This is a genomic window from Umezawaea sp. NPDC059074, assembly GCF_042738955.1.
In the GTDB taxonomy this organism is placed as follows: Bacteria; Actinomycetota; Actinomycetes; order Mycobacteriales; family Pseudonocardiaceae; genus Umezawaea.
In genome coordinates this window covers 1-16,674 of record NZ_JBHYHC010000173.1, presented here as the reverse complement: position 1 = coordinate 16,674, position 16,674 = coordinate 1, and the positions used below count along the sequence as shown (strand labels likewise).

Below are 16,674 nucleotides of genomic sequence, written 5' to 3'. Positions count from 1 at the left end.
CCCCGATCGAGTCCTCCCGACTCGCCTGTATTTTTGTCTTTTAAGCCGCCCGCGGGCGGTTTCCCGGTGGGGGGATCCACGCCGCGCCTGCCGGCGCGGCGGGGCACAGCTATGTCCGCACCGGCTCGTCGACGACAACGCCGTCCAGGGTGCGCAGGAAGTCCGGGCCGAGCGCGCTGGACGGCGTGTGCGACCCGGCGGGCACGTCCCCGGCAAGCAGCCGGTCGACGGCGCGCAGGACGGCGTCGGCGGTGAGGTCGTAGCCGTTGGGGCCGGTGGCCGCGAGGGACACCGTGTGGCCCTCGGCGTCGGAGACCTCGCCCCAGAACTCCGACCGGGTCTTGGCGCGCACCTTCTCGTTCGGGCCCGCGATCCGCTGGGCGAGGGCCTTGCCGACGTGCTGGACCAGCGGGGTGCGCAGCAGCGGCGCGAAGAGGGCCTGGAGCTGGCCCGTGACGCTCGGCAGCGCGGTGAACGTGGTGATGTTCGGGATGCCCGTGGACCGGTAGGCGGTGCTGACGTCGCCCCACGGGATCGAGCCGACGTCGGCCGGGCCCGAGCGGAACGCGGCGCTGCGCCTGCGGTGGCCGAGGCGAACGGACCGCAACTCGCCGTCGACGCGGGCGCGACCGCCGGTGCCGCTGCCCTCGACGGACGTCTTCGACGTGCCGGGGCTCAGTCCGCCGCCGGCGAGGAACGCGAGGTCCAGGTGCGTCGCGCCGGGCAGTTCGGCGGCCAGCAACGCGGCCACGCAGTCGGTCGGCACGACGTCGAACCCCGCGCCGGGCAGCAGCACCACCCCTGCGGTCCGCGCCTCGGCGTCACGGGCGGCCACGGCCTCGAACACGTCGATCTCGCCGGTGATGTCGACGTAGTGCGTCCCGGAGGCCAGGCAGGCGTCCACCATGGGCGCGGACGTGGCGGCGAACGGGCCCGCGGCGTGCACGACGAGATCGACGCCGTCCAGGTCCGCGTGGTCCAGGTCGAACGCGCGGTGCTCCAGCCCGAGCCGTTCGGCCAGCGGCGCGACCTTGGCCGCCGACCGGCCCGCGAGCACCGGCCGCTGCCCCCGGCGCACGGTCAGTTCCGCGATGAGTTCCCCGGTGTAGCCGTTGGCGCCGTACAGCATCCACGTCATGGCCGGAGGCTACCAGCGAGTAGTTAGCGGCGGGACCGTCTGCGGCCGAGGAGTCCGCCGGCCGCCAGCACCACGCCGCCGCCGATCGCCATCGGCAGGGCCCACCCCATCCGCTCGCTCCGCAGCCGCCCGCAGATCCCGACGAACGCCGGATCGATCTTCTCGACCGCGACCTCGTCGAAACCGATGCCCAGCGCGTTGCCGCACGACACGGGCGAGCCGCCGGGGGTGTCCGACGTCATCGGCAAGAACATGATCAGCAGACCGGCGAGCAGGAAGGCGAGACCAATCACCATCGTGACCGTCCTCGGCGCCATGGGGAGAAGTTACGTCCGATTTGGACTCGCGTACAGAGCCCGAACGGCCCATGTTGATCAATCCGAATTCACGGGTCTGAAATCGCCGAGTTCTCCCTGTTCGGCCGCTGTCGGCCGGATCGGCCGCCGATTAGCTTCCGGCTCAGGACCGAGGACGGGAGTCGCACACGTGAAACTCGACATCTTCAACGAGATCCAGGACCCGAAACCGTGGGACGAAGGCCACGAGGGGACACGGATCGCCCAGGCCATCGAGCAGGCCGAGTTAGCCGACGAGACGGGCTACGGCTGCTGGTGGCAGGTCGAGCACCACGGCGCCGAGGAGTTCAGCCTGTCGTCCGCGCCGGAGATGCTGCTGGCAGCGCTTTCCCAGCGCACCAGCCGAATCCGCCTAGGCCACTCCGCGGTGCTCGCCCCGTCCCGGTTCAACCACCCCATCCGCGTGGCCGAGCGCGCCGCGTGGCTCGACCACCTCAGCGGCGGCCGGGTAGAACTGGGCCTGACCCGCTCGACCACACCCGAATGGCGGCTGTTCAACACCGACCCCGCCGACGTCCGCGGTCAAGCGGCCGAAGCGTTCGAAATGATCCCTCGCATGTGGACCGAGGACCGGTTCTCCCACTCCAGCACCAATTACCGGATCTCCGACGTACCGATTATCCCGTCACCCCTCCAGAAACCCCATCCACCACTCTGGCAGGCGGCCACCAGTCCCCAGTCGTTCGAGGAGGCGGGCAGGCGCGGTGTAGGCGTCCTGGGCACCACGATCTGGGAGTCGCTGGAACGCGTGAACCGCATGGTCGAGCTGTACCGCGCGGCGGCCGACGCGTGCACGGACCCAGTGGGCGCGTTCGTGAACAACCAGGTCGGCTTCTTCACGTTCGTCCACTGCGCCGAAACCGACGCCGAGGCCATGCGCAACGGCGCAGCGGCGGCAGCAGCCTGGTACAGCGTCCGCGCTCTCACGTTCTTCGAAGCCGCCGACCACTTCGTCACCGAGCTGGCAAGACAACAGGAGGTCCTGGCCGACCCAGCAGGCGGCGGCCTCACCGGCAACTTCCTCCGCGCCGAAGCAGCAGCCGCACTGGGCCCGAACGACGCCCAGTTGGTGATCGGCCGCATCATCCAGGGCGAGGAGGTCGACGACGACGAGGTCTTCGAGGCCCTCAACGCCCAGGACTCCCTGATCGTCGGCAGCCCGGACACGTGCCGCAAGAAGCTGCGGGTCTACGAAGAACTGGGCATCGACAGACTCCTCAGCTTCCACCAGGTAGGCGCCCTACCGCACGACCAGGTCCTCAACTCGATCCGCCTGTTCAGCACCCTGATCCCGGAATTCGACCGGTAACGACAAGGCCTTTCCCGCGATGAGTTCTCAACACCTCATCGCGGGAAAGGCCGAACATGCCCCACAGCTCTTTTCGACGTGCCACCGCGAGCCTCGCGGGCGCTTCCGCTCTGCTCGCGGCGACCATGACCGCCTGTACGAGCCCAACAGGAGGCGAGGATTCCGCACAACCGTCATCAACGGTCAATCCAGCGGGCCAGTTATCCGCGACCGGCGCACCCAAACTCCGCTTCCGACCGGTCCTGGGAAGCCCGAGCCAGAGCACCCCAAACTGGTCCAACCAGTCACCAGGGCCACTGCCCACCCCCGCGAAGCCGCAACTGGTGGAGCCGCGCAAGGCGACCACCCCGGAACGCCGCCAGCAGATAGCCGACGAGAAGAAGATCCGCCAGAGCCCGGAACTGCTGGGCTTGGACGACCAGACCTACCAGCAGTTCTTGCTGTACTACCAGTGCCCGCCCATCGATCTGCTGACCGGCGAGGACGATCCCGCCCTACCGTTGGTCACCTGCGACGCGGACAACCCCTTGAAGTACGTCCTGGGGCCGGCATTCCTCGACAACACCCACGTCATCAGCGCGGAGGCGGGATCCGATCCGCAGGGTGTGGGATACGTCGTCACCCTGACGTTCGATTCCTGGGGTTCCAAGGTGTGGGCTGACTTCACGGCCGCGAACGTCCAAAGGCAGGCCGCCCTGGTCTTCAACACCCTGGTGATCTCGGCACCGAACATCAACGAACCGATCACCGGCGGCAGCGTGCAGATTTCCGGCACGTTCGACCGGGCCGAAGCAGAACACCTCGCCGACCAAATCGCTGGCCGCTGAAACAGGAACCCGCCCATCCGAGGCGACCACCGCCGGGGGCGGAACCCGCCGGGCGGGTTCTGGGGGTTGCGCCCCCAGAGGACAGTTGGAGCGAGGAGGTCGACGCACTCCGTCGACACACTCCTCCACGAGTGGGAATGGGCGTAGTTGAGGCGGTCACACACCCCGACCGGCAAGCGCGGCGGATGCTGGAGACGATCAAGGTATGGCCAGACGCACCTGAGGACGTGGTAGCCGGGTCTAGGGCATATCGAACGGACCGATCCCCACGTGGGTATGAGATCGACAAGATGGTTGAGATCTACCTCGCAGGCTCTACCGTCCGGCAGGTAGCTAGGCAGTTCGGCTTGAGCCGCGCCACCGCTGGCAAACATCTCGCAGCACGCGGCGTAGACACCCGGCGGTTGGCCCTCCAGCCTGAGCAGGTTGAGTAACGGCTGGGCGGGTCGGCTATTTTGTTTAGTTCATCGCGGGTGTTGGTAAGGTTTCGAAGTGCTTCGCGAGCCTCCTCATAAGTCATGCTGTCGCTGACGAGATCAATGGTGAGAAACTGGCGGGCGGACGTTTGAATTTCAAGGTAGGCGTTGACAGAAGCTTGTGACTGCGTCATGCGCCACGACGAGTTCACTGTGGTGAGGGTGGCGCCGAATCCGGCCGCGACAAGCGCCAATATGCTTGGCACGTTGCCGTTGTCGCCAGCTAGTCCGGTTCCGCCGGACACCGCAGCCAAGACAGCCGCTGGTACACCAAGCAGCAGGTTCAGCAGTCGCCAGATTTTTGCCTACTCGAACTGCATCTACGAGCTTTACAGGGCACTCTCGTAGATGCGATCGGCTTCGGCGGCAATAGGCCGGTGCTCTTCTTTGATGGCGGCTGGAATAAGTGACATCGATTTCCCCTGTGCCAAGTATTAGCTGCCGAAGCCTGAAATGCAATGATCAGGCCTCGGGTACGTGTCCAAGGAGGCGTTCTTTCAGGCGTGATGCGGCAGTCTGCGCCAAGTTTTCATTCTTGGTCTTGCTGCGGCGGTAGAGGAATCCAGGGACGCGCTCGGCGTGGTTGCGCTGCCGGTAGATGCGGTCCTGCAACACTCGGCAGTAGGCTAGGAGTTCGGCGTGGATCTCCTCTGACACCGCACCCACGACGGTGATCGCAGGCAGGACGCTGAGTCGCTCGTCGACTTGGAGCGCGAGCTGCTGCTTCTCTCGGGCCACTTGGCGGTTCTTGACAACCAGGTTCGTTGCCAGCGCGAGGCCGGGGAGGCTGGGAATGAGCCAGCGCAGGAGCAACTCGCGCGTGGTCCAATCCATGACGAGCGCGATCGTGAGACCGGCGACAAGCCAGGTGACCGCCACCTTGAGCAGGAGTGAGGCCCACTGGCGGCGCAGCGGCCAATCCCATTGCAGGTTCTGCCGCTGGCACAACAGGATGGCGTACGCCTGGGGCAGACCGGCGACGTCGACGTACCAGTCGCGCTTGTCCCTCTTGCACTTCTGCGCCAAGGCGCCGAGTTCCTCGTCGGTGGGGAACGGCTTGAACTCGTCGGTGGCGGGCAAGCCGAAGAGTTCGTAATCGAACCGCTCCTGGATCTTGGTCGCCTCCTTGGTCCGAGCCTGGCTGAGGAACGTCATGGCCAGCAGAGCGGCCGTTCCCAGCCCGCCCATGATCGACATGGGCTTGGCCGCGGTGTGCCAGAACGCCGCGACGAGCGCGCCGCAGGAGGACGCCAACGCGACGATGGCCCGCGCGGTCTCCCACCGCTGCGCGTAGACGTGCGCGGTGTCAGCGGCGTGCAGCATCTCCAGGAAGATGGGCTGGTTCTGCCGGACGTTGATGGTGTGCGCGAACGGTGGTGCGGGCGCGCTGCTCATCATGGTCGCGGCATCCGGTTGCCGAAGAGCGTCCGCCAGGTCTCGACCGCCGCTTTCTCCTTGCCCGCCTGTTCCTGCAAGATGGCCGTCTCGCAGGTGCCGAGCCAGCCACGCATGACCTCCGCCAACTCCTGGCGCTGGGCCGCAGTCATCTGGCTGTTGACGTCTGGCCCCAGCCCGGCCGGGTCCGGCCAGTCGTCGGTGATCTGCTCGATGGCCGAAGCCAGGAACCAGCGAATCTCGTCCTGGTAGCGCGTGAACGGAGTGTCCACGAGTTCCAGCGCCATGACCTCGATCAGGAACGACGGGCTGAGCGGGTCGCCTGCTTCCCGGTTGATGCCCTTGACCATCTTGACGAACGGCACGAACTTCCCAGCGCACTCCTTGTTCTTGGCCGTGACCAGGTCGGCGTGGATGTTCGGGTCGGTGGCCATCCACGTGCTGCCGTTGGGCATGAGGTAGCCGCCCTCGGCGCGCGCGAACACCGGCGCGATCTCGTAGGAGGCAACGTCCTCACCGGCGTAGTAGACCGTGGCCACGTAGTCGTCGGCCTGAACGTCGTCCCACCCGGACGCAAGCACGTTCTTTAGCGCCGTAACGGCCGCTGTGCCGGTGCCGTTGGCCAGATCAGCTTGGGGACCCTCGGGGTCGATCACGGCGAAGATGTCGACGTCCTTGAGCTTCTTGGTCTTGGTGTGGCGGTCGTAGCTGCCCGTGAGGAAAGTCTTGTCGAGAGTCCACTCTTTTTCGATATGCTCTCGGATGCGCGCGTGTCGGGTCGCAGCGAGGCTGGCTTCATTATCTGTAATTTCCAAGTTGGACTTAAGTAGGCCGAAAGCGTCATCGACATACCCCATGGGCAGAAGCCTCCTAGCTTTGAGTGGATAAAATAAACGCTTAAGGGTTGCTGAGGTAGCGCATGCTGGCGGTGGCATCATGAGCCCCGGCGAGGGTGCCGAAGCTCCTGGACTTCATTCCGGTGGTGCTCGCTCGGGTACCGGGACCCCAGCCCGGCTGTTCGGTACGGGGTCCGTTGAACGTGGCGAACATGGAGTAGGTCGTATTGGCAGGCACGGTCTGCATCTTGGCCAGGTAGCGCGCCAAGCTCGCCCGGTCGGCGGTAAAGGTCGCGTCGGCGGCGCCACCCGGCTTGTAGTCCACGGGGAACTCGATGATGGGGTTGACGGTGCCGTCGGGGCGATGGCACTCCAGCACCATGGCTTTGAGGGACCGTTCGGAGATCCAGGCGATGATGGCCGCCTCGTCCTGGTTCCAGTTGCCGAACAGGCGCGTGGCGTCGATGCGCAAATGCCCCAGGATGTTGACGATGGAGCCGAGGATGACGTCAGCAAGTTGGGTGGCGGTATGGGTGATGGTGTAGGTGCTCGTCGAGGTTGAGGAGCTGCTCATGACGGACTCCGCAGACTCTTGAGTGCCTCCAGGTTGATCGCGCCGCCCGTCCTCGCGGCCGAGGCCGTCTCGGCTTGGCGCTCATCCGGAGCTGGCTCGGTCGACAGGTGTCCCGTCTGCTTGGCGGCGGTCGCCAGGATCGAGGCCAGCGGAGCGGGCACCGGGAGGTAGAGCGTCCAGTCGGTGGTGGCGGAACCCCCGCCGGGCACGGGGTTGAGGTTTTCGATGACGTCGAGAGCGGCGTCATCAGTGGCGACGGTGATGCTCAGGTGCAGGTTGTCCGAGACCAGCACCACGGGTGTTGTGCCCAGATGACCTCCCGCGACCAGCGCTGGCCCAATGCCCTTGAGCGGCGCCAAGGCGGAGGCCACATCAGCGGCGGTGATGTGAGGGCTTGCGGCCAGGGTGTCGCTGATTAGGGTGGTCAGGACGTCCCAGGCGGCGGAGGCCGTACGGTGGGGCGCTCCGGCCAACTTCCTCGTGCGCTTCACGAGAGGTCACCTTTCGAGTCGTGGTCTGCGGCCCTGACTTCGCTGATTCGGGTCGCGGCGTGGCGAAGGTCTGCGATCGTCAGCGCGCCGGGGTCCTGCACGGTCTCCAGACGCACCGCCATCGCCTCGGTCACGGTCTTGCGGATCTGGCGGCCGTCGCTGCCGTAGAGCAGCGACGCGATGGACGGCAGATGCGGATCGTCGGCCAGCAGCTTCAAGGCGGGAAAAGCCTGGGCCATGTCCTTAAGCGTGGCGGCCAGGATCGTCGTGACCGCTTCGGCGTCAGGGAGCGGGATCTCGACTGCGACGTCGGCGCGGGACAAGAACGCAGTGTCGAGCGCGGTGGTGAAGTTGGACGTGGCGATCACCAACAGGTTCGGGTAGTTGGCCGCGTTGTGGTCCAGCGCCGTGAGCACGGCATCGGTGGCCCGGTGAACGTCAGCCGGGTTCGCCGACAGCGACGCCTCGCTGCGGGCGACCGCCATCGACTCGACCTCATCGAGCAGTACGAGAGTGGGCAACCCGTCGTCGGCCAGGGCCGGGATGTGCTCGGTCAGCAGTTCGGTGACCTTGCGCTGCGACTGGCCGTGCTCGGCGCTCATCAACCCGTGCGGCGACACCTCGACCAGCCGGGCCTGGCCCTGGCTGGTCAGAGGAGCGACCTGCTGCGCCAGGCCGCGGGCGAGGGTCGTCTTACCGGTGCCGGGTGGGCCGTGCAGCACGAGCAGCCCATGGAGGGCCGTGGTCTCAAAGGGCAGAGTTTCGCGTAGCCGCAGGCTCAGGATCGCCCAGTAGAGCAGGCGCTCCTTGGTCTCGGGACTGGTGATGATCGAGTCCCAAGTGTTGGCGTAGCGCTTGTCAGGAAGCACTACGTTGCTGGTCACAGCCTCGGCAACGTCCATGGCGATCACTCCTTCGCTGGTGTGCAAAGGAGCTTAGCACTCGTGCAACGGCACTTCGCACCGAGGGTTGGTCCTGATCGTGCGGGACACGTTGGCCTCCCGGTCGGCCGTCGGACTGCCTATGGTGAGGAACATGGGCTATCCCTCAGAGCGCCTCAGGTCCCCGGCGAATACGTTGGAAGCCGATGACATCGATGTCACTGACGATCCGGGCCGTGTGGCAGACACCCTGCGGCGGGCACGCCAGTACCGGGGCTGGAGCCTGAGAGAGGTCGAGCGCCGCACGGGTCGAGCCAACGCTTACCTGTCGCAGGTCGAGCGCGGCGTGATCCGTCGGCCTGATCCGGCCGTGCTGTTGCAGCTGGCCGACTTGTACAGCCTGAACTTCGACTTGCTCATGCAGTGGTCGGAGCCTGAGGCGGAGAACTTGGATGATCCAATGGACGAAGCGACGACGCGAGCCTTGATCCGTCAGATCGTGAATCTGACTCCGCAGCAACGTAGGCGGGCGCTTGAACTTCTCCAAGGCATCGCTAAGGGTTCAGCCTGACTGATCAATATGTGTCAAGATAGTTTTGGAAAGTTATAGTGACCAGCAAGTATGACAGATGAACATAGAGAAACCCTCAGTTGCTCGCATGAGCGCTTGAGGGTCTTTCTATTTCAATTTGTACTGACGGCGGTAGCCCACTGTGCGACGGCGTACGTGACCGCGCCGGACGTGGTGAAGCGGCAGCTCAACCAGGGGTTCTTTAAGCGGCTACTCATTGGCGATGACGGGACTGTCGTGCAGGCCGAGCTGAACGAGCCGTTCGCCGCCATCTTGGGCGCGAACAGCACGCGTCATGCCCGCAATGCGGCAGTTGAGGCAGTATATGAGGCGCTTCCTGCGCCCCAGAACGTCTTGCGGTCACGAACGACGATTGCGACGCCCGATATGGCAACGGCACCCGTTGCGCCGGTAGGGGCGTTATGGGTGCCGTTGGAAGATCCAGATTTCATGACCGAAAGCGATCATACGGTTGCGCACCGTGATCTTATTTTTTCGGGCAGTGGTGTGAATAAGGGCTATTTGGTGGGCGCGGCAGGGTTCGAACCTGCGACCGCTCGGGTGTAAACCGAGTGCTCTTCCGCTGAGCTACACGCCCTCGCTGGCCGTCAGTGCGGCCACCGCATGGTGCCATGCCTGCTGGTCTCGGCGTTCGCCGGGTTGTTTCACCTCGGCGTACCGCAGCGTGCCCGCGGTGTCCACGAGGAACGTTCCGCGGTTCGCCATGCCCCTGGCCTCGTCGAACGTGCCGTAGGCACGGGCGACGGCGCCGTGGGGCCAGAAGTCCGACAGCAGGGGGAACCGGTAGTCCTGCTGGGTGGACCACACCTTCAGGCTGTACGGCGTGTCCACCGAAATCCCCAGCACGGCCACGTCCGCGGCCGTGTAGGTCCCCAGTCCGTCCCGCAGCTCGTCCAGCTCACCCTGGCAGGTGCGGCTGAACGCGAACGGGTAGAACACCAGGAGCACCGCCGAGGTGCCCCGGTAGGCCGACAGCGTCACCCGTCGGTTGTCGGGGTCCTTGAGGGTGAAGTCCGGAGCTTCCACGAGAAGGTTCCCTCGAAAGCGTGACGAGCACAGGCCCCCGTACGTCTCGGGGAGCCCGTGCTCAGCCTTCGATCAGCGCTTGACCTTCGCCGAACTGGGGCGCACGAGCCTCGTGCCCGACCAGTCCTCGGCGACGGTGATGTTGGACGTCTGGGACAGCCCTGCGGTCGGCACCGCCTCGGCGATCTCACTCGGCTCGACGTGTCCAGGGCGTCCGGTCTTGGGCGTCAGCACCCACACCACGCCGTTCTCGGCCAGCGGCCCGGTCGCGTTGATCAGGTCGTCGACCAGATCACCGTCACCGTCCCGCCACCACAACAGGACAACGTCCACAACATCGTCCGCGTCCTCGTCGAGGAGATCGCTTCCGATCCTCTCCTCGATGGCGGCACGAACGTCGTCGTCAACGTCCTCGTCCCAGCCGATCTCCTGAACTGCCTGGCCCGGTGCAATCCCGAGCTTGTCGGCGACACCGCCCTTGTCGGCGTCTCCCGCGGCGACCACGGCTTCCACTCCTCCAACTACGCAAGAGCGGCAGTCGACTCGACTGCCGCGCGATGTATCAACACCTGTCGCGGCTAGCGAACACTGATAGACGGCCTCCGCGCAACCGTTGACCTCATGACACGCCGCAATCCGACCCCCCTGAACCGTCACCCGACCGGATGACGCACACTGAACACACCTCATACCGCGCGCGCGAGGGACACGATCCAGAACTACTGGTCGGTAGGGGGTCCTCTGGGGTGTCGCACGAGCGCCGATGAGGAATCATGGACAGGTAAACCGCCTGAACCCGCAGTGAACGCCGGCACCAGTCGGCGGTAACCCTGGCGAGGAGAACCCTTGGCCCCGCAGAACAACGGCACCGCCCCCGAACGGGTGCGCGTCATCCGTGACGGTCTCGCCGCACACCTGCCGGACATCGATCCGGACGAGACGGCGGAATGGCTGGAGTCGTTCGACGCCGCGCTCAAGGGTGGCGGCCAGCAGCGTGCCCGTTACCTCATGCTCCGACTCCTCGAGAAAGCTCGCGAGGGCGGCGTCGGCATCCCGTCCCTGACCAGCACCGACTACGTGAACACCATCCCCACCGAGAGGGAGCCGTGGTTCCCCGGTGACGAGGAGGTCGAGCGCCGCTACCGGGCGTGGATCCGCTGGAACGCGGCCATGACGGTGCACCGCGCGCAGCGACCCGGCGTGGGTGTCGGTGGTCACATCTCGACCTACGCGTCCTCCGCGAGCCTCTACGAGGTCGGTTTCAACCACTTCTTCCGCGGCAAGGACCACCCCGGCGGCGGCGACCAGGTCTTCATCCAGGGCCACGCCTCCCCCGGCGTCTACGCCCGCGCCTTCCTCGAGGGCCGCCTGAGCGAGGACCAGCTCGACGGGTTCCGCCAAGAGTACTCGCACGGCGGGCTCGGCAAGGGCCTGCCGTCGTACCCGCACCCGCGGCTGATGCCGGGCTTCTGGGAGTTCCCCACCGTGTCCATGGGCCTCGGCCCGATGAACGCGATCTACCAGGCGCGGTTCAACCGCTACCTGCACGACCGCGGTTTCAAGGACACGTCGGACCAGCACGTCTGGGCGTTCCTCGGCGACGGCGAGATGGACGAGCCGGAGTCGCGCGGCCTGCTCCAGCTCGCGGCGAACGAGCAGCTGGACAACCTCACGTTCGTGGTCAACTGCAACCTCCAGCGCCTCGACGGGCCGGTGCGCGGCAACGGCAAGATCATCCAGGAGCTGGAGTCGTTCTTCCGCGGCGCGGGCTGGAACGTCATCAAGGTCGTCTGGGGCCGCGAGTGGGACTCGCTGCTGCACGCGGACCGCGACGGCGCGCTGGTGAACCTGATGAACACCACGCCCGACGGCGACTACCAGACGTACAAGGCCAACGACGGCGCGTACGTGAAGGAGCACTTCTTCGGCCGCGACCCGCGGACCAAGGAGCTCGTCGCCCCGCTGACCGACGACGAGGTGTGGAACCTCAAGCGCGGCGGCCACGACTACCGCAAGGTGTACGCGGCGTACAAGGCGGCCACGGAGCACCACGGCCAGCCGACGGTCATCCTCGCCAAGACCATCAAGGGCTACGGCCTGGGCCCGCACTTCGCGGCGCGCAACGCCACGCACCAGATGAAGAAGATGACGCTGCAGGACCTGAAGCTGTTCCGCGACAGCCTGCGCATCCCGATCACGGACGAGCAGCTGGAGAAGGACCCCTACCTGCCGCCGTACTACCACCCCGGCCCGGACTCCCCGGAGATCCAGTACCTGCTCGAGCGGCGCAAGCAGCTCGGCGGGTTCGTGCCGGAGCGGCGGGCGCACGCCGAGAAGGCGCTCAAGCTGCCCGAGGACAAGGTGTACGACGTCCTCAAGCGCGGCTCGGGCAAGCAGCAGGTCGCCACGACCATGGCGTTCGTGCGGCTGGTGCGCGACCTCGCGAAGGACCCGGAGATCGGCGCCCGCATCGTGCCGATCATCCCGGACGAGGCGCGGACCTTCGGCATGGACTCGATGTTCCCGTCGCAGAAGATCTACAACCCCAACGGGCAGATGTACACCTCCGTGGACGCCGAGCTGATGCTCGCGTACAAGGAGTCCGAACAGGGCCAGATCCTGCACGAGGGCATCAACGAGGCCGGGTCGACGGCGTCCTTCACGGCCGTGGGCACGTCCTACGCCACGCAGGGCGAGCCGATGATCCCGATCTACATCTTCTACTCGATGTTCGGGTTCCAGCGCACCGGCGACGGTCTGTGGGCCGCGGCGGACCAGATGGCGCGGGGCTTCGTGCTCGGCGCGACGGCGGGCCGCACGACGCTGACCGGTGAGGGCCTCCAGCACGCGGACGGCCACTCGCTGCTGCTGGCGCACACGAACCCCGCCGTGGTCGCGTACGACCCCGCGTGGTCGTTCGAGGTGGGCCACATCGTGCGGGACGGCCTGCGGCGGATGTACGGCGAGAACGCCGAGAACATCTTCTACTACATGACCGTCTACAACGAGCCGTACCAGCAGCCCGCGGAGCCGGAGGGCCTCGACGTCGAGGGCCTGCTGCGCGGCCTCTACCGGTACCAGGCGGCCCCGGCGGGCGACGGCCCGAAGGCCCAGCTGCTGGCGTCCGGTGTGGCGATGCCGTGGGCGGTCGACGCCCAGCGCATCCTCGCCGAGGAGTGGGGTGTGCGGGCCGACGTGTGGTCCGCGACCTCGTACTCGGAGCTGCGCCGCGAGGCCGTGGAGGTCGAGCGGGAGAACCTGCTGCACCCGGAGAACGAGCCCGGCGTCCCGTACGTGACGAAGGTGCTCTCCGAGTCGACCGGTCCCGTGATCGCGGTGTCGGACTGGATGAAGGCCGTCCCGGACCTCATCCGGCCCTACGTGCCGACGGACATGCACACGCTCGGCACGGACGGGTTCGGCTTCTCCGACACCCGGCCCGCCGCGCGCAGGCACTTCCTGGTCGACACGGAGTCGATCATCGTCGCGACGCTGGCCGCGCTGGCCAAGCGCGGCGAGATCGACCCGGCGCTGGTCGTGAAGGCCGCCCAGCAGTACAAGATCGACGACGTCCGCGCCGCCGCCCCGTCCACGGGTGACGCCGGACTCGCGTAAGCGCCCGGACAACGTGGGGAGTCCCGTTCGCGGGGCTCCCCACGTGGCGTTTCAGGCCGCGGCCGCGACGGCCGTGCGCTTGGCCGCTCGGTTCCAGTCGAGCCAGCCGCGGATCACCAGCACGGCGAACACGGTGTAGATCAGCGCGCTGAAGTACAGGCCGGACTGGATCTGGAGCGGGACGCCGATCGCGTCGACCGCGAGCCAGACGATCCAGAACTCGACCAGGCCGAGGCCTTGCAGGGCGAACGCCAGGACGGTGCCGACGAAGATCGCGGCGTCCGGCCACGGCGCCCACGAGGCGTGCAGCGCGTCCAGGACCAGCGCGAACGCGACCGTGCCGACGACGAACGCGGCCACGACGGCGAGCCGTTCGACCGTCGACCCCTTGCGCACCACGACGCCGAACACCGGGTCGCGCCTGCGCAGCCACGCGTACCAGCCGTAGAACGCGATCAGCCCCACCACGACCTGGCGCACGGCGAGGCCGCCGAGCTGGGCGGACAGGTAGACGGTGAACAGGAGCGCGACCGACGCCAGCTGCACCGGCCACGTCCACAGCGACCGCCGCTGCGCCAGGAACACCACGGCCAGCGCGAACAGCTGGCCGAAGAACTCGGCGTAGGCGATCTTCTGCCCCAGAACGGTGAAACCCTGCTCCAGCAACACGTGCACCGCGGCCTCCATCCCCAGGGCGGTCCGGGGCGCGGCGCGGCACCGGTGCGGCGGCACGCCGAACACCGGTGGCGTGCGCGCCTCTCATCCGGACTCTCACCGTCGGCCCCGGAGTTCCACCGGGTCAACCGCGGGCCACGGGGCTCGCGGGTCGTGGGCTGTCACCACCGGTTCGGACTTCCACCGACCCCGGAACGCACGTCTCCTAGTTGCCGGAACATCGTCGCGCGGATCCGGTGTTCCGTCAGCTGTTGTGACGTGTGGCACTCGTTCGCCGTACACCGGGGGTTCATCCGGGCTCACTAGCGTCGCGGATCATGGTCCCCTCCCCCTTCCTCCTGCCCCTGGTCCTCCTCCTGACGCCCGTTCCCACCTCCCCGGCGGTCGTCGTCCCGACCGCGCAGACGCAGGCCTTCGTCGACGACTCAGCCGCCAGTCCGGCCAACGCCGACGCGGACGACCCGGCCGTCTGGGTGCACCCCACGCGGCCGGAGCGCACGGTCGTGCTCGGCACCCTCAAGGAGGGCGGGCTGGCGGCGTTCGACCTCAAGGGGCGGACGCTGGGCCTCTACCCGGCCCCGCCCGCGCCGACGCCGGAGGCGAAGCCGGGGCGGTTCAACAACGTCGACGTGCTCGCCGGGGCCCGTGTCGGCGGGCGGCAGCGGGACCTCGCCTTCGTGAGCGACCGGGGCCGCGACCGGATCCGGGTCTACGAGGTCGACGGGCGCGGGTCCGCGGTCGGCTCGAAGGTGCTCACCGACGTGACCGACCCGGCCGCGCGGCCGGTGTTCTCCGCGTCCGAGGCCGCCGTGGACGACCAGCGCAACGCCTACGGGTTGGCGGCGGGCGTCGACCGGCGCACCGGCACGCCGCTGGTGTTGGCCAGCAGGCGCAGCGAGACCCGGATCGCGCTGCTGCGCGTGGTGCCGGGCGCGAACGGGTCGGTCGGCACGAAGGTGGTGTCCACTGTGGACCTGCCGTCGAGTTTCGTCATGCCGGACGGCACGACGTGGACCCCGTGCGGCGACCCCGGCGACGGGCCGCAGGCCGAGGGCATGGTCGTGGACTCCGACCACGGGGTCGCGTACGTGGCGCAGGAGGACGTCGGGATCTGGCGGATCCCCCTGCGGGCCACCGGTTTCGGGTCACCCGAACTGGTGGACGAGGTTCGCTCGTTCGGGGCGCCCCAACGGTACGACGAGGCGACCGAGGAGTGCGTCGCGGACGGTCCGGACCCCGGTTTCGGCGGCAAGTGGCTCAGCGCGGACGCCGAGGGCCTCACCATCGCCGAGGGCCGGAACGGCGGCGGCGAGCTGATCGCGTCGAGCCAGGGCGACTCGCGGTTCGTGCGCTACGACCGGAATGGGCGAAATCGGGTGCTCGGCGACTTCGTGGTGGAATCAGGTCACGGCCTGGACTCGGTGGAGCACTCCGACGGCGCCCAGGTGGTCACGGCGGACCTGGGTCGCGGCTATCGCGAGGGCCTATTGGTCCTGCACGACGGCGAGCGCCGACCGTCCGCGGGGGACCTCGCGACCACGGGTTTCACCTACGTGAGCTGGGGCGATGTCGTCCACTAGGCACACGTCCACATCGGACGGGTGAACTCCGGGCGTCCGGGGAGCGGACACCTGCCCGCTTGTACCTCACCGGATGATCTTCCGCCGAGTCCTGACCCAGCCGTGACCAGAGCGTGTCCGGGCCGCTACCTTTCGATCACCGGTGCGCTGCTACCGTGCCGTGCGGCGTCACCCGAAAGAGTGACCCATTGGCATTTCACATCTCGTGATTTCGCACGTAATCCAGAGCAGGAGACCACATGGCAGGCAGAGTTCTCGGTGCGATCACGGTGGCCGCCACCTCCGGTCTGACCTTGTTGGCACTGGCGATCCCGGCTTCCGCCCACACTCCGACCGCCAAGGCCGAGTGCGTCGCGGACAAGTCCGTGGTGAGCGTGAAACTCGCGTCCTACGCCCGGAACGGCAACACCATCGTGGTCAAGGACGGCGAGGCCGAACTGGTCAACACGTCGTTCGGCGAGAGCTACGAGAAGAACTGGAGCCGTGCGGGCGACGTGGCCCACACCTACACCATCACGGTGAAGGCGTCGGACGGCAACCAGTACAACTACTCCAAGACGCTCAAGACCGAGGCGTGCGTGAAGCCCACCGCGCCCAGCTCGTCGACGACGACGACCACCACGGAGTCGAAGCCGAGCACGCCGTCGTCCGAGACCGCTCCCCCCTCGTCGAGCGAGGTCACCTCCTCGTCGTCCGAGACGGTCCCGGTCACGACCACGACCCCCGTCGCGGGTGGCGGCGGCGAGGCCCAGCCGCCGCTGGCCTCCACCGGCGCGTCGCCCGGTTGGCTGCTGCTGTCGGGCCTCGGCCTGGTCGGCGCGGGCGCCGTGGCGATGGTCCTGGTGCGCCGCAAGCGCGCCGCGTAGGACAAGCACTTCCGGCACGCCGACAGGGCGTTCCCAC

General features: G+C 67.3%; 17 protein-coding genes, 1 tRNA gene and 1 riboswitch. Of the genes, 6 read left to right on the top strand and 12 right to left on the bottom strand.

The window, feature by feature from the left end; all coding sequences use genetic code 11:
• Nucleotides 1–109 precede the first annotated feature (109 nt).
• Both ACFWW9_RS41835 and ACFWW9_RS41830 read right to left on the bottom strand, forming a co-directional pair.
• Nucleotides 110–1,138 (bottom strand): saccharopine dehydrogenase family protein, encoded by a 1,029-nt coding sequence (locus ACFWW9_RS41835; protein WP_390388495.1) that lies wholly within the window; start codon nucleotides 1,136–1,138, stop codon nucleotides 110–112.
• Nucleotides 1,139–1,161: 23 nt separating this feature from the next.
• Nucleotides 1,162–1,455, bottom strand: a complete 294-nt coding sequence (locus tag ACFWW9_RS41830) for a hypothetical protein (RefSeq protein ID WP_390388493.1) — start codon at nucleotides 1,453–1,455, stop codon at nucleotides 1,162–1,164.
• Nucleotides 1,456–1,624: 169 nt separating this feature from the next.
• On the opposite strand from ACFWW9_RS41830, the gene ACFWW9_RS41825 reads away from it, so the two are divergent.
• Together ACFWW9_RS41825 and ACFWW9_RS41820 are read left to right on the top strand one after the other, a co-directional pair.
• Complete coding sequence (locus ACFWW9_RS41825; protein ID WP_390388491.1) at nucleotides 1,625–2,803, top strand: LLM class flavin-dependent oxidoreductase; 1,179 nt, start codon at nucleotides 1,625–1,627, stop codon at nucleotides 2,801–2,803.
• A gap of 323 nt (nucleotides 2,804–3,126) precedes the next feature.
• Entirely contained in the window at nucleotides 3,127–3,630 is a 504-nt protein-coding gene (locus ACFWW9_RS41820; RefSeq protein WP_390388489.1) for a hypothetical protein, read from the top strand.
• A 301-nt stretch (nucleotides 3,631–3,931) separates the two neighbouring features.
• Here the strand turns inward: ACFWW9_RS41820 and ACFWW9_RS41815 are convergent, their stop codons facing one another.
• From ACFWW9_RS41815 to ACFWW9_RS41790, 6 genes are all read right to left on the bottom strand, one after another.
• Entirely contained in the window at nucleotides 3,932–4,405 is a 474-nt protein-coding gene (locus ACFWW9_RS41815; RefSeq protein WP_390388498.1) for an SLATT domain-containing protein, read from the bottom strand.
• Nucleotides 4,406–4,568: 163 nt separating this feature from the next.
• On the bottom strand, nucleotides 4,569–5,504 hold the full coding sequence (locus ACFWW9_RS41810) for an S-4TM family putative pore-forming effector (protein ID WP_390388487.1): 936 nt from the start codon (nucleotides 5,502–5,504) through the stop codon (nucleotides 4,569–4,571).
• Nucleotides 5,501–6,358, bottom strand: a complete 858-nt coding sequence (locus tag ACFWW9_RS41805) for a CBASS oligonucleotide cyclase (protein WP_390388486.1) — start codon at nucleotides 6,356–6,358, stop codon at nucleotides 5,501–5,503. Before ACFWW9_RS41805 ends, ACFWW9_RS41810 begins: the two co-directional genes overlap by 4 nt.
• 40 nt (nucleotides 6,359–6,398) lie before the next feature.
• Nucleotides 6,399–6,911, bottom strand: a complete 513-nt coding sequence (locus tag ACFWW9_RS41800) for a hypothetical protein (protein ID WP_390388485.1) — start codon at nucleotides 6,909–6,911, stop codon at nucleotides 6,399–6,401.
• Entirely contained in the window at nucleotides 6,908–7,402 is a 495-nt protein-coding gene (locus ACFWW9_RS41795) for a hypothetical protein (RefSeq protein WP_390388483.1), read from the bottom strand. Before ACFWW9_RS41795 ends, ACFWW9_RS41800 begins: the two co-directional genes overlap by 4 nt.
• On the bottom strand, nucleotides 7,399–8,304 hold the full coding sequence (locus tag ACFWW9_RS41790) for an AAA family ATPase (RefSeq protein WP_390388481.1): 906 nt from the start codon (nucleotides 8,302–8,304) through the stop codon (nucleotides 7,399–7,401). Before ACFWW9_RS41790 ends, ACFWW9_RS41795 begins: the two co-directional genes overlap by 4 nt.
• A 133-nt stretch (nucleotides 8,305–8,437) precedes the next feature.
• Here ACFWW9_RS41790 and ACFWW9_RS41785 point away from each other — a divergent pair, with 133 nt between their 5' ends.
• Nucleotides 8,438–8,854 (top strand): helix-turn-helix domain-containing protein, encoded by a 417-nt coding sequence (locus ACFWW9_RS41785; protein ID WP_390388479.1) that lies wholly within the window; start codon nucleotides 8,438–8,440, stop codon nucleotides 8,852–8,854.
• A gap of 523 nt (nucleotides 8,855–9,377) precedes the next feature.
• On the opposite strand, the gene ACFWW9_RS41780 is transcribed toward ACFWW9_RS41785, so the two are convergent.
• From ACFWW9_RS41780 to ACFWW9_RS41770, 3 genes are all read right to left on the bottom strand, one after another.
• Nucleotides 9,378–9,452: transfer RNA gene (locus ACFWW9_RS41780), tRNA-Val, on the bottom strand.
• Nucleotides 9,443–9,901, bottom strand: a complete 459-nt coding sequence (locus ACFWW9_RS41775; RefSeq protein ID WP_390388478.1) for a peroxiredoxin — start codon at nucleotides 9,899–9,901, stop codon at nucleotides 9,443–9,445. Before ACFWW9_RS41775 ends, ACFWW9_RS41780 begins: the two co-directional genes overlap by 10 nt.
• 72 nt (nucleotides 9,902–9,973) lie before the next feature.
• Nucleotides 9,974–10,405, bottom strand: a complete 432-nt coding sequence (locus ACFWW9_RS41770; protein WP_259621958.1) for a DUF3052 domain-containing protein — start codon at nucleotides 10,403–10,405, stop codon at nucleotides 9,974–9,976.
• 342 nt (nucleotides 10,406–10,747) lie between these two features.
• Between ACFWW9_RS41770 and aceE the strand changes: the two genes are divergently transcribed.
• Nucleotides 10,748–13,516, top strand: a complete 2,769-nt coding sequence (aceE, locus tag ACFWW9_RS41765; RefSeq protein ID WP_390388476.1) for a pyruvate dehydrogenase (acetyl-transferring), homodimeric type — start codon at nucleotides 10,748–10,750, stop codon at nucleotides 13,514–13,516.
• A 51-nt stretch (nucleotides 13,517–13,567) separates the two neighbouring features.
• Here the strand turns inward: aceE and pnuC are convergent, their stop codons facing one another.
• A complete protein-coding gene (gene pnuC, locus ACFWW9_RS41760; protein WP_390388496.1) occupies nucleotides 13,568–14,203 on the bottom strand; it encodes a nicotinamide riboside transporter PnuC in 636 nt (211 codons plus the stop codon).
• A gap of 61 nt (nucleotides 14,204–14,264) precedes the next feature.
• Nucleotides 14,265–14,393, bottom strand: a riboswitch (FMN riboswitch).
• 115 nt (nucleotides 14,394–14,508) lie between these two features.
• On the opposite strand from pnuC, the gene ACFWW9_RS41755 reads away from it, so the two are divergent.
• Entirely contained in the window at nucleotides 14,509–15,771 is a 1,263-nt protein-coding gene (locus ACFWW9_RS41755; protein ID WP_390388473.1) for a phytase, read from the top strand.
• Between the two features lie 239 nt (nucleotides 15,772–16,010).
• The gene (locus tag ACFWW9_RS41750; RefSeq protein WP_390388471.1) at nucleotides 16,011–16,637 is read left to right on the top strand and encodes an LPXTG cell wall anchor domain-containing protein; all 627 of its coding nucleotides are present in this window, start codon (nucleotides 16,011–16,013) and stop codon (nucleotides 16,635–16,637) included.
• The last annotated feature ends 37 nt before the right edge of the window (nucleotides 16,638–16,674 follow it).